This is a genomic window from Williamsia herbipolensis (genome assembly GCF_000964005.1).
In the GTDB taxonomy this organism is placed as follows: Bacteria; Actinomycetota; Actinomycetes; order Mycobacteriales; family Mycobacteriaceae; genus Williamsia_A; species Williamsia_A herbipolensis.
In genome coordinates this window covers 125,559-137,969 of the sequence record NZ_JXYP01000038.1, presented here as the reverse complement: position 1 = coordinate 137,969, position 12,411 = coordinate 125,559, and the positions used below count along the sequence as shown (strand labels likewise).

The window sequence follows — 12,411 nt, the reverse complement described above, 5'->3', positions numbered from 1 at the left end:
GACGATACCCCCGCCCCCGTGATGGGCCAAACAGTCGTCCCCAAGAGCTGATCCCCGAGAGGTCACCCGACCGCGGCCGCACGGGCTCGGAGGTCGGAGACCACGTCCGCGCCGAGCGGACGGTCGCGTGGAGCCGTCCAGCACGCGGCGAGAAGGTCGTGGCCGAGGTGACGCAGGTGTACGTGGGAGGGCCAGTCGGTGTGGGCCCAGCGGGGTTCGTCGACCGCGCTCTCGGTGGCCGCGAGCTCGGCTTCCATCAGCGCCCACTGCACATCCCGTCGGCCCGCCCGCGCGGCGTCGGTGTGCGGTGAGGTGACGGCGACGTCGTCGAGCAGGCGTCGCATGTTCCCCACCGCGGCCGACCGGGACCACCGCGTGGTGCGTCGATGTGCGCCGGGGCTCACGACCCACAACGCGGCGACCGCGACGGCCACGCCCAGCGCCGTCTCGATGATCCGGTCGCCCGCGATCACCGCGAGGCCCGCTGTCGTCGGCGACATGAGCAGGGCGAGGGGTGTGATGGCGAGGACGGCGAGTCCGTAGTTGCTCACCACGCTGATCTCGATGGTGAAGGTGAGGACGGTCAGGATCGCGACGAGCGCCACACTGCCCGGTTCGAGGAGGTGCACCACCGCGAACAGGCCCACGCCGACAACGGTTCCGGCGAGTCGATGGGCGCCGCGCAACACGCCGCGGATGCGGTCGGGCCCGAGCTGTAGAACCAGGACGACCGCGGCGATCGCCCAGTCCGGTCGACTCAACCCGACCGCGACCGAGACGAGCCCGACGACGGTGGCCGCGACGACCACCCGGACGGTCGCGACCGTGGCGTGGCTGTTCGGATGCGCGGCGGCCCGGAGTCGTTGTCCCACCGACGGGCGCGGCAGCGGTGCGGTCGAGAGGGTTTCGTCTTCCTCGGTGGCGCCGTGGAGTCGATGGTGCGATTGCCAGAGTCGCTGCGCCAGGACGCCGTCGGTCTGTGCGGCGTCGTGCAATACGCTCCAGGCGTGCAGGAGTTGCCCCGACGCACCCTGCCGCAGAGCCGATTCCGGCGGGGCGTCGGTCGCGAGGTAGTCGTCGATCGCGGCGACGGCCGCGCTCACCGACGACTCCTCGGGTCGTGAGCGGTGCACCAGCGCCGGGGCCATCCCGGCGACCATCGAGCCGACGGTCCCGGCCGCGGTACACGCGACGACGACCCACGGATTCACACCGTGCTGGGTCACCGTCGCGGAGATCCCGCCGGTCAGCACGAAGAACAGCGGACCGGGCGGACCGATCCGCAGGGCATTGCCCACGAACACCGCGACCCCGGCGATGACGACCGACGCCATCACCAGTCCCGACCGCACCGCGACCGAGGCGTCGAGGTCGGCGAGGTGGCCGAGGGACCCCATCACCGCGACCGAGGCCACCAGCGCCGCCGAGGCGATGCCGATGACCCGCCATCGGATCCGGAAGGGACGGTTCTCGCCGTAGAGCACCGCGAACGAACCGAGCGCGGCGAACAGCGCGTTGTGACCGAGTCCTCCGATCAGCAGGACGACGGCCGGCAGCGCGAACGCGGCCGCGGCCCGTACCGCGGCCGGCCAGCGCGTGCCGAACCCCGACACCCCGAAGAACAGCGCCCGCAACGACGGCCGCGGGGGCGGCGGATGGTGTGCCGAGTCGTCGTCGGAACTCATCCGCCGAAGGGGTGGCCCCAGCGCTCGGCGAACGCGATCTCCCCCAGGGGCCGTCGTGTGCGCTCGCGTGCGTCCTTCTCGGCGATCTTCGGCTCCAGCGTGGCCGGGTCGGCGAGGGTCCCGACCGCGAGCAGCACCAGCGGCCGCTCACCCGCGGGGATCTCGAAGCGCTCGATGGTCGCGGGGACCTCGAAACCGGCCATGGGGTGACCCACGTACCCGAGATCGACGGCCTGCAGGATCATCTGGGCGGTCGCGAGACCGAGATCGACGGCACCGTAGGTGGTCGCGTTCGCGTCGGTGGCGTCGTCGCGGGTGGTGAGCAGGATCAACGCCGACGCCGCGCTCGCCCAGGCGTTCCCGCGGCTGAGCACCTCGGTCAGTGTGGTGAACGTCGCATCGCCGCGCACTCCCACCACGAATCGCACGGGTTGCGTCGACCCCCAGGTCGGCGCCCAGCGCCCCGCCTCCAGAATCGAGGTGAGGTGATCGGCGGGGATGGTGGCCGAGGCGTCGAGGCCTCGTGCGCTCCATCGCTTCTCGAAGAGTTCGTGCACGGTTGTCGTCCCTCCCTGCGCCCGCTGTGCGGGCACCATCAGCGCGCTTGTCGGCGGCGCAGCACGACCGCGATCACCGCGGCCATCACCACCAGTATTCCTGCGCTGGTGCCCACGGCGACATGCAGCCCGTCGACGAAGGCGGTCCGGGCGGTCTGCGCCAGATCGCCACCCTGGCCGGAGCCCAGTTGTGTTGCGTGCCGCAGGGTCTCACCCAGCGTGTCCGAGAAGTCGCGTCCGTCGGAATTGCCGCGGAACACCAGCGTCGCCAGCGAACCGATGAGGGCGAGGCCGAGCGAGGTGCCCAGCTCGAAGCTCGTCTCGCTGATCCCCGACGCCGCGCCCGCGCGTTCGGGCGGGGCCGAGGCCACCGCGACCTCCGACACCAGGCTGAAGACGATGCCGTAACCGACGCCGGCGACGGTGGTCGCCGCGAGGTAGATCCACAACGGGGTGTCGGTGCCCAGGCCCAGCAACCCGAGGTTGCCGACCGCGGCGAACAGCAACGCCGTCACGAAGGCCCCGCGAGTGCCGAGCAACGAGCTGATCCGCGACGCCCCCAGCGAGAACACCGCGACGGCGACGGCCATCGGGACACCCGCCAGAGCGGCGGCCAACACATCGCGGCCCAGCACCGACTGCAGGTAGATGCCGGTCAGGTACGACAGCGCGCCGAGGGTCATCATGCACGTCAACGCGGCCATGATCGCCGAGGTGAACGCGGGGAGACGGAACAGGTTGATCTGCAGCAGAGGGTGTTTCGCGCTGCGCTGCTGTCGGATGAACGCCACGATCGCGACCACACCGATGACCGCGGAGACGATCCCCACGGCATCGACACCGTCGGCGGCGAGATGCTTGATCGCGTAGACCAGCGGCAGGATGCCGAGCAGTGACAGCACGACACCGAGGACGTCGAACGGATCGGTGGTGCCCGAACGGTATTCGGGGACCAACCGCGGTGCCAGCACCAGCAGCACCAGCAGGATCGGGACGTTGAGAAGGAAGATCGAACCCCACCAGAAGTGGTGCAGCACCACGCCGCCGATGACCGGGCCCACGGCCGAGCCGCCGGCGAAGCATGCGGTCCACACGCCGATGGCCAGCGAGCGGTGGCGCAGGTTGGGGAACATGTTGCTGATCAGCGACAGGCTCGCCGGCAGCAGGGTCGCACCACCGACGCCCATCAGGGCGCGCGCGCCGATGAGCACCTCGGGGTTCGGCGCGAAGGCCGCGATCACCGACGCCAGGCCGAACAGTGTCGCGCCCGACAGCAGGATCTTGCGGCGCCCGAAGCGGTCACCGATGTTGCCCATCGTGATGAGGAGACCGGCGATGAGGAAGCCGTAGATGTCGACGATCCACAGCTGCTCGGCCGCCGTCGGCTCGAGCTGATCGGTGATGGTCGGGATGGCGAGGTAGAGGACCGAGAAGTCCATGGCGACCAACAGGACCGGCAGCGACATGATCGCGAGGCCCAGCCAGGCACGGGGGTCGGTGCGTGGTTGCGTCCCTCGCGGGTCGGCGCCTCCTGTTGTCTGCGCGATCGTGCTCATGCTGCTGTCCTCCTCTGCTGACTCGACTGTCGACACCGGTGCGCGTACGGCGTACGCGGATGGTTTGCTCCGGCAAAGATACCCAGTTGGGTACGCTGTACGCAAATGAATTCTGTGGTGCTCTGCGCCACCGCCGACGGGAGGTGACGTGCGATGACCGAATCGACTTCGACGACGCGCCTGACCCGGACGGCGATCGTCGAGGCGGCGATCGATCTCGCCGACGCCGAGGGCTTCGCGGCGGTCACCATGCGCAAGATCGCCGACCGCCTCGGGGTGGGCGCGATGTCGCTCTACCGCCACGTCGCCGACAAGGACGCGCTGCTCATGGCCATGACCGAGGAGGTCGGCCGGCGATTCCCCTACCCGCACGAGATGGCGCGCACCGACGGGCGCGGCGACGAGCTCAGCGACGATCTCGCCGTCGTCGGTCACCGCACGTGGCGTGAGTGCGTGCAGGTCGCCGTCGAGATCGACTGGGCTCTCTACCAGCGTCACCCGTGGGTCGTGCTGGCCTACTCGTCACCGCGGCACAGTATGGGCGCGTCGAGTCTGGGGTGTCTGGACTGGATGATGGCCGGCTTCTCCCAGCTCGGTGTCGACCGCGTGACGTCGGCCGAGATGACCCTGACCCTCTGGAGCTACATCCAGGGAGTCGCGCTGGCCGACGTCAGTGATCAGCTGCTGCGGACCAACCCCGAGCAGGTCTCCACCCGTAGCGGCCTCGACGACGTGCTCGACGGCGACGAGACCGACGAGCCGCCGCCCCGTGTGGCGGCCCTGCGCGGAGTCGGCCGCGAGCGCCGACTGACCGATTCGCGGCGCCGGCTCGACCACGGCGTCGAGCTGCTCTGCGTGGGGTTCGAGGCCGCCGCGCATTGACTGGCGGGATCTTTGCGAAGAGTGTCGCAACTGCCACTGTTGGCAGGATCGTTGTGCCCGCAGAGTCAGTGCCATGACCTTCACACTGATCCTGATCCTGGCCCCTGCTCTCGTCCTGGCGCTGGCCGTCGCCGATCGTCGCAGTCGTCGCGAGGCGGGGCTGCCCACCCTCGACTCCTACGCCGGTGTCCTCACCGACCTCGGTCCCGATGCCGACGGCATCCGTGACGAGGTGACCATCCGCGCCGCCCGCGATCGACTCGCCGCGCACGAGCGGTCGGGGGCCGACACCGACACCGGGTTCCCCGGCCCGCGGTGGCTCGGGGTGCGGTGAGCCCCGCAGGTGTGACCCGGACAGCCGTGACCCGGACGGTCATGCCCCCGGCACACGCCGGCGTCGGCACCTACTGTCGGGACCATGCGACTGGGACTGCGACACGCGATGCCATCGGTCGAACTGACCATCGACACACCCGCCGCCGCGGTGTGGGACGTCATCACCGATCTGACGGCCTGGCCGGAGTGGGGGCCGTCGGTGACGGGGGCGCAACTCGACACCCCCGGCGGGCTCGAGGCAGGAGCGCGCGGCAAGGTGTGGACCCCGGTGGGGGTGCCGTTGCCGTTCACCATCACCGAGTTCGTCGAGGGCCGGGCGTGGGCGTGGCGGGTGGCCGGGGTCCCCGCGACGCGTCACGAGGTCATCCCGCGTGGGGACAACCGGTGTGTGCTGAGTTTCGGTGTGCCTCTCTGGGCTCCGGCCTACCTGACGATCATGGCGATCGCCCTGCCGCGGATCGAGAAGCTGGCGCTCGCTCGCGCCTGACCTACCCGGGCCTGATCGGCCCCGCGCGCTCAGATCGCGTGCGGGTAGACCGTCAGCATGTGGGCGCCGAACCACGAGCTCAGCGTCACCACCGCGGCGAGCACCCACAGCTGGGTGAACGGGCGGGCGCGGGACAGTGCGATCGCCGACGGGATCAGCATCACGAAGGCGGGCAACAACAGTCGCGGTCGGCTCATCATCAAACCGCTCGAGGCGACGATCGACACGATCACCAGCGTCCCGTACAGCAGCACCGGCCACGGCAACCGTTCCCACACGCAGACCGCGACGAGTGCGATGGTGGCCACCATGATCCATGCGGTCGCGACCACGGCGACCTCGTCGGCGTTGACGAGCGAGTAGTTGACGAACTGCCAGGCGGCCTTGCCCCAGTCGATCTCGGTGCCCCACCCCTGGGTCTGGATGGTGAACCATCCGGTGGGACTGCCGGTCTGGTGCCACACCACGCCGAGGTAGCCGAGATAGCCCAGCGGGCTGAGGATCACCGCGAGCCACGCACGTGGTCCGTCGCGACGGGCGAGCAGCGCCGCCAGCATCACCACGCCGACCAGCACCACGGCCGTGGGGCGGGTGAGTCCGGCGAGCATCGTCATGGTCCCGGCGAGCAGCCATCGGCGTTCGAGGACACCGACGAGCGCCCACACCGCGAGCGCGCAGAACAGGGCCTCGGTGTACGCCATCGACAGCACGATGCCCATCGGTGCCGCGGCGAACAGCACCACCAGGATCAGCCCGACACGGCGCGGGACCACCCGCGACGTCGGCGCGTCGGTGGAGTCGGTGGTCGAGTTGAGGAACATCGAGACGCGCGAGGTGATCCGCAGGTTGTCGGTGAACCAGCCCGACCCGCCGCGCGGCCGGTCGCCCATCAGGCGACAGCACAGCGCACCGAGGCGCGCGACGCCGACCGCGGCGATGCAGCCGACCACGATGTTGACCGCCATCGCGGCACCGAACGTGGTGACGCCGGGCAGTTTCGCGACCGCACCGACGAGCATCGGGTACCCGGGGAAGAAGGCGTAGGGGGTGTTGGCGTCGCGATAGCCGTGGGCGTCGGCCTGCGTGAACGGCACACCGCCGTATCCATGCTCGGCGATCGCCAACATCCAGCGGCCGTCCCAGGACGAGAGGAAGTAGCCGACCGAGCCACCTCGCAGATCGGCGAAGCGGGCGAGCGTCAACAGCCCGATCGCGCGGATCGCGAGATAGATCGCGATCGGCGCCAGCCAGTCCTGATGTCGGGCGGCCCATCCGGGCTCGACCGGCGACGCGGTGTCGGTCGACGTGGGCTCGAGGGCGTCGGTGCTCGACCCGGGACGGTCGGTCGCCGTCGGGGTGCTCGCCGAGGGGGTTCCTGCCACGACACAGATCGTAAGCCCCGCGATCGAACCGATCCGGCCAGGTCACCGCTCGAATCGGTCATGGCGCAGGTCGGCCGGTAGGGTATGGCGAGTCTCAGATGGCGGTACACAGACGAGGACAGGTGGAGGTAGGCCGGCGTGGCGCTCGTGGTGCAGAAGTACGGCGGATCGTCGGTCGCATCGGCCGAACGCATCCGTCGCGTGGCCGAGCGGATCGTCGCCACCAAGAAGCAGGGGAACGACGTCGTCGTCGTGTGTTCGGCGATGGGCGACACCACCGACGAGCTGCTCGACCTCGCCGAGCAGGTGTGCCCCTCGCCGCCCGCCCGCGAGATGGACATGCTCCTCACCTCCGGTGAACGCATCTCCAACGCCTTGGTCGCGATGGCGATCAGCTCGATGGGCGCGCAGGCGCAGTCGTTCACCGGATCGCAGGCCGGCGTGATCACGACCAGCAGCCACGGCAAGGCGAAGATCATCGACGTCAACCCCGGCCGCGTCCGCAGCGCGCTCGACGAGGGCAAGATCGTCCTCGTCGCCGGCTTCCAGGGCGTCTCGCAGGACACCAAGGACGTGACCACCCTCGGTCGCGGCGGCTCCGACACCACCGCCGTCGCGCTGGCCGCGGCGCTGAACGCCGACGTGTGCGAGATCTACACCGACGTCGACGGCATCTACTCCGCCGATCCGCGCATCGTCCCCGACGCACGCCACCTCGCGACCGTCTCCTTCGAGGAGATGCTCGAGATGGCCGCGTGCGGCGCCAAGGTCCTGATGCTGCGATGCGTGGAATACGCACGCCGATACAACGTTCCCGTACACGTTCGCTCGTCGTACACGACCAAGCCCGGCACCATCGTGTCCGGTTCGATGGAGGACATCGCAGTGGAAGACGCAATTCTCACCGGAGTCGCACACGATCGCAGCGAGGCCAAGATCACCGTGGTGGGGCTCGACGACAAGCCCGGCTACGCCGCCCGGGTGTTCCGTGCCGTCGCCGACGCCGAGATCAACATCGACATGGTGTTGCAGAACGTGTCGAAGGTCGACACCGGCAAGACCGACATCACCTTCACCCTGCCGAAGGAACTGGGGCCGGTCGCGGTCGACAAGCTGATGAAGCTCAAGGGCGAGATCGGGTTCTCGGAGATCCTGTTCGACGACCACATCGGCAAGGTGTCGCTGGTGGGTGCCGGCATGAAGAGCCACCCCGGTGTCACGGCCACCTTCTGCGAGGCGCTGAGCCAGGCCGGTATCAACATCGAACTCATCTCCACCTCGGAGATCCGGATCTCGGTGCTGTGCCGCGACACCGAGCTCGACGACGCCGTGCGCGCCATCCACTCCGCGTTCGATCTCGGTGGCGACGAGGTCGCGACCGTGCACGCAGGAACAGGACGGTGACCCGATGACACGGGCGGAACGAGGAGAGAGTTCGTGACGAGTATCGGAGTCGTCGGCGCGACCGGACAGGTCGGTGCCGTCATGCGGACCCTGCTCGCCGAGCGGGAGTTCCCCGCCGACGAGGTGCGGTTCTTCGCGTCGTCGCGGTCGGCGGGCAAGAAGCTGCCGTGGCTCGACGGTGAGATCACCGTGGAGGACGCGGCGACCGCCGATCCCTCGGGCCTCGACATCGCGTTGTTCTCGGCCGGCGCGACGATGTCGCGGGAGCAGGCGCCGCGGTTCGCCGCCGCGGGGGTCACCGTGATCGACAACTCCTCGGCGTGGCGCAAGGACGCGGACGTCCCGCTGATCGTCTCCGAGGTCAACGGCCACCTGGCCGCGAACCCGCCCAAGGGCATCATCGCCAACCCGAACTGCACCACGATGGCCGCGATGCCGGTGCTCAAGCCGCTGCACGCCGAGGCCGGTCTGCGTCGGCTCATCATCTCGAGCTACCAGGCGGTCTCGGGGAGCGGCCTCGCCGGTGTCGAGGAGCTCGCCGGGCAGCTGCGTGCCGGGATCGACGGTGTCGAGGGGCTGGTGCACGACGGGTCCGCGGTCACCGGTCCGGATCCGGTCAAGTACGTCGCCCCCATCGCCTACAACGTGATCCCGCTGGCCGGGTCGATCGTCGACGACGGATCGTTCGAGACCGACGAGGACCAGAAGCTGCGCAACGAGTCGCGCAAGATCCTCGATCTGCCCGGGCTGTTGGTCAGTGGCACGTGTGTGCGTGTGCCCGTGTTCACCGGCCACTCGCTGTCGATCAACGCCGAGTTCGACCGGCCGTTGTCGCCTGCGCGTGCGCGCGAGATCCTGGCCGACGCCGCCGGCGTGCGACTGGTCGACGTGCCGACCCCGCGTGACGCGGCCGGCATCGACGAATCGCTGGTCGGACGGATCCGTGTCGACGAGGGCGTACCCGACGGACGCGGCCTGTCGCTGTTCGTCGCCGGCGACAACCTGCGCAAGGGTGCCGCGCTGAACACCATCCAGATCGCCGAACTGCTCGTCTGATCGGTCGGGTGCCACACTGGAGTGCGTGAGCACTCCGCAGGACCCCGAGCCCATTCCCAGCCTCGCCGAGCTCGACGCCATGGACATGGCCGAGATCGCGGCCGGTCGGACGTCGGCCGACAAGGATCTGCGCACCGACGACATCGGACCACCGCCACGCGCGCTGCAGCACGCGTTCGTGCTGTGGGTGGGCGGTGCCGTCGCGGCTCTCATCAGCGCGGCGTACGGGCTGATCAACCTCGGGACCATCTCCGACGCCCTGCGCGGGCGGCTGGAGGAGGGCATCGCGACGAACCCCCGTGAGTCGGCGCCGGCCACGCAGGTCGATTCGCTGTCCTCGACGTACCCGGTGATCATGCTGATCGCCATCGTGGTGCTGCTCGCCATCCAGTACCCGCTGCTGACCGCCACCGCGCGTCACCACAGCCGCAACTGCCGCAGCTTCTACGTCACCGCCGTCGTGTTGATGCTGTTGTGCATCCCGGTCGGCATCGACCTGCTCTTCGACTACCCCGAGGTCTCGCCGGTGATGACGGTGGTCGCGTGGGTGCAGTTCGCGTTGCTCCTGCTCTCGGCGCTGTTCACGCTGCGTCGCAGCGTCAATCAGTGGCTCCCCGAGCCCATGCGACTGCGTCCGGGACAGATGCGGTCCCGTCGGGGCTGAGCCCGTGGTCGCTACAGTGTCGCGATCTGCGCGGTGAGTGCGGACTCGTCGACGCGGGTGCTGTGGCCGTCGGCGATCACCACCTCACCGTTCACGAGCACGGTGTCGACGATCGACGGGCTCCCTGTGGTCAGGATCGACGCACCGGGGTCGCTGACCGGCAGCGTCGCGAAGTCCCGGTCGAAGCGGATGACGGTCAGGTCGGCGGGCGCGCCCACCGTGACCCCGCCGACCACCTCGGGCAGCCCCATGGTCGGGTTGACGCCGCCACACGCCATGTCGATCATCTCGCCGAAGCCGAGCAGATCGGCCCTCTTGTGGGTGGCCCGCTGCAGGTAGGCGGCGATCCGGAACGACTCGAGCATGTTCTGGGTGTCATTGCTGGCGGCGCCGTCGACGCCCAGTCCCACACGCAGTCCCTCGGCGAGCATCGCCGGGACCGGTGCCACACCGCTGCCCAGCCGCATGTTCGACAGCGGGTTGTGCGAGACGCCGACGCCGTGCGCGCGCAACGTCTCGCGATCCTGGGCCGAGACCTCCACGCAGTGCACGGCGAGCAACCGGTCCCACAGGAAATCCGACGTCGCGAGGTAGTCGAGCGCGCCGACGCCGGCGTGCTCGCGACACATCGCGTCGTCCGTCGGCGTCTCCGCGAGGTGTATCGACACCGTCATCGATCGCGCCCGGGCGTACCCGCGGACCGCGGCCATCCCGTCGGGCGTCAGCGAGCGGGGGTTGGGCACCGCGAGTCCGACGGTGATCGTCGAGCCCGCGACCGCCTGGCGCATCTGCTCGACGTGGGAGAACACCTCGTCGAGCGGTTGCATCAGCGACGGCTCGAAACCCCACCGGCGGGTCGCATCCGCGCGGTCTGCGATCCCGCGCCCCACCACGGCCCGCACACCGGTGTCGCGCAGACCCCGGATCACTGCGTCGTGCACGTCGGGCGAAGGGTGCGGCCACATGTGTTCGAGCAGGGTGGTGGTTCCCGAACGAAGTCCCTCGAGCGACGCCGACACCGCTGCGAGATAGGCGCGCTCGGGCGTGATCGCCGTCGACCGCCGACCCACCTCCAGCAGCCACGAGAGCAGTGGTGTGCACTCGGCGACGCCCCGCATCAGCGACTGCTGGAGGTGGGTGTGGGTGTTGACGAAGCCGGGGATGACGTGGCCTCCGGGCGCGGTCGCACGAACGCCCTCACCGGTCCCCGCGGGCACGATCGCGGTCACCACGCCGTCGTCGATGACGATGTCGCGGTGACTGTCCCACCGGCCGCCGGTGTACACCGACGCGTCGGGCACGAGAACGCTCATCGGCGTGCGAAGTTGGCGGCGATGCGCTGCTGCAGGTAGTCGTGGGCGGTGATCGGCGGGTACTTCCCGCCGGGCCCCTCGATCACGACGTCGCGGTTGGCCTGCGCGAAGAACGCGATGGTGTGGCGCGCTCCCCGGTACTCGTCGCGTCGAGGCGAGCGCACGCGGTGGAAGTTCGACGGCAAGCGGTCGTCGGACCAGCGCATCAGCATGTCGCCGATGTTGCAGGTGATCGCGTCGTCGGACGGTTCCACCGAGGTCCAGGCCTGCTCGTCGCTCTCGGCGCCGGGGAGCACCTGCAGGCCGCCCTGACCGGATCTCTGGAACAGCAGTGTCAGTGCGTCGAAGTCGGTGTGTGCGCCGGCCCGCCAGAGATCGGGCCGGTCGAGGAGGTCGTCGCCGAACGGGTAGTAGTGCAGCAGCCGCAGAGTGCTCTGGTAGTCGGTACTCGCCGGATCGTGTGCCCGCGTGAAGAAGTCACGATCAAAACCGAGGGCAGGGGCGAAGCACCCGAGCACCCGCATCGCGATCTCCCAGCACCGTCGTTCGAAGCCCTCGACGAGATCCCGAAAGCCCTCGAGCTCGGTGTCGCTCGGCCAGAGGCCGTCCATGCGCGGCCGCGTGACCTGGAACGACTCCTTCTGATCGGGCGTTCCGACCGACGGGCGAACCTGCGACGAGTACTCCCACCCGGCGTTGGTGCCCGGGCGCAACGGGTAGCGCTCCTTCACCGCGGTGGGCAGGGCGAAGAATCGCTCCGATGCCGCGAAGACGCGGTCGAGGGTGTCGGCGTCGATCCCGTGGTCGACGATCTGGAAGAACCCGATGTCGGTTGCCGCGCTCCACAACTCGGCGGCGATCGCGTCGTGTCGCGTGTCGAGATCACGCAGACTGATGCGTCGGATCTCTCGGCGGGTGGTCTCGGTTCCGACGCCGCCCATGCGCTTCTCGCGCAGGAGTTCGGTCATCGGTGCCCGGGGGCTCGCGTTCCGGGTGGTGTCGTCCTGGGTGGTGTCGTTCACGGGTGTGATCTCTCTTCGACGTGAGGGCGGATGCGCTTTTCGACGCGGCGTGAAGAGTGAGAACACC

Annotated in this window: 12 protein-coding genes; 6 read left to right on the top strand and 6 right to left on the bottom strand. The window is 69.5% G+C overall.

The window, feature by feature from the left end:
• Nucleotides 1-62: 62 nt before the first annotated feature.
• The 3 genes from TU34_RS20210 to TU34_RS20200 are packed head-to-tail and all read right to left on the bottom strand — an operon-like array spanning nt 63 to nt 3,798.
• On the bottom strand, nt 63-1,685 hold the full coding sequence (locus TU34_RS20210) for an FUSC family protein (protein ID WP_045824692.1): 1,623 nt from the start codon (nt 1,683-1,685) through the stop codon (nt 63-65).
• On the bottom strand, nt 1,682-2,242 hold the full coding sequence (locus TU34_RS20205) for a nitroreductase family protein (protein WP_045824756.1): 561 nt from the start codon (nt 2,240-2,242) through the stop codon (nt 1,682-1,684). The genes TU34_RS20210 and TU34_RS20205 overlap by 4 nt, the downstream gene beginning before the upstream one ends.
• Nucleotides 2,243-2,280: 38 nt before the next feature.
• Nucleotides 2,281-3,798, bottom strand: coding sequence for an MFS transporter (locus TU34_RS20200; RefSeq protein ID WP_045824691.1), 1,518 nt, complete (start codon nt 3,796-3,798; stop codon nt 2,281-2,283).
• Between the two features lie 153 nt (nt 3,799-3,951).
• On the opposite strand from TU34_RS20200, the gene TU34_RS20195 reads away from it, so the two are divergent.
• The 3 genes from TU34_RS20195 (at nt 3,952) to TU34_RS20185 (ending at nt 5,503) form a co-directional block, all read left to right on the top strand.
• Nucleotides 3,952-4,680 (top strand): TetR/AcrR family transcriptional regulator, encoded by a 729-nt coding sequence (locus TU34_RS20195; RefSeq protein WP_045824690.1) that lies wholly within the window; start codon nt 3,952-3,954, stop codon nt 4,678-4,680.
• A 73-nt stretch (nt 4,681-4,753) separates the two neighbouring features.
• Nucleotides 4,754-5,014: a hypothetical protein gene (locus tag TU34_RS20190; RefSeq protein WP_045824689.1), complete on the top strand. Its 261-nt coding sequence runs from the start codon at nt 4,754-4,756 to the stop codon at nt 5,012-5,014.
• A gap of 84 nt (nt 5,015-5,098) precedes the next feature.
• Nucleotides 5,099-5,503, top strand: a complete 405-nt coding sequence (locus tag TU34_RS20185) for an SRPBCC family protein (RefSeq protein ID WP_045824688.1) — start codon at nt 5,099-5,101, stop codon at nt 5,501-5,503.
• 29 nt (nt 5,504-5,532) lie between these two features.
• Here the strand turns inward: TU34_RS20185 and TU34_RS20180 are convergent, their stop codons facing one another.
• On the bottom strand, nt 5,533-6,885 hold the full coding sequence (locus tag TU34_RS20180) for a membrane protein (protein ID WP_045824687.1): 1,353 nt from the start codon (nt 6,883-6,885) through the stop codon (nt 5,533-5,535).
• Nucleotides 6,886-7,023: 138 nt separating this feature from the next.
• On the opposite strand from TU34_RS20180, the gene TU34_RS20175 reads away from it, so the two are divergent.
• The 3 genes from TU34_RS20175 to TU34_RS20165 are packed head-to-tail and all read left to right on the top strand — an operon-like array spanning nt 7,024 to nt 10,009.
• On the top strand, nt 7,024-8,289 hold the full coding sequence (locus TU34_RS20175) for an aspartate kinase (protein WP_045824686.1): 1,266 nt from the start codon (nt 7,024-7,026) through the stop codon (nt 8,287-8,289).
• A gap of 33 nt (nt 8,290-8,322) precedes the next feature.
• Nucleotides 8,323-9,345, top strand: a complete 1,023-nt coding sequence (locus tag TU34_RS20170; protein ID WP_275041766.1) for an aspartate-semialdehyde dehydrogenase — start codon at nt 8,323-8,325, stop codon at nt 9,343-9,345.
• Between the two features lie 25 nt (nt 9,346-9,370).
• Nucleotides 9,371-10,009, top strand: coding sequence for a hypothetical protein (locus tag TU34_RS20165; RefSeq protein ID WP_045824685.1), 639 nt, complete (start codon nt 9,371-9,373; stop codon nt 10,007-10,009).
• Between the two features lie 11 nt (nt 10,010-10,020).
• On the opposite strand, the gene TU34_RS20160 is transcribed toward TU34_RS20165, so the two are convergent.
• Both TU34_RS20160 and TU34_RS20155 read right to left on the bottom strand, forming a co-directional pair.
• Nucleotides 10,021-11,322 carry an amidohydrolase family protein gene (locus TU34_RS20160; RefSeq protein ID WP_045824684.1) on the bottom strand — a complete coding sequence of 434 codons (1,302 nt, stop codon included), beginning with the start codon at nt 11,320-11,322 and terminating at the stop codon, nt 10,021-10,023.
• Nucleotides 11,319-12,290, bottom strand: a complete 972-nt coding sequence (locus TU34_RS20155) for an isopenicillin N synthase family dioxygenase (protein ID WP_045824754.1) — start codon at nt 12,288-12,290, stop codon at nt 11,319-11,321. The genes TU34_RS20160 and TU34_RS20155 overlap by 4 nt, the downstream gene beginning before the upstream one ends.
• Nucleotides 12,291-12,411 lie beyond the last annotated feature (121 nt).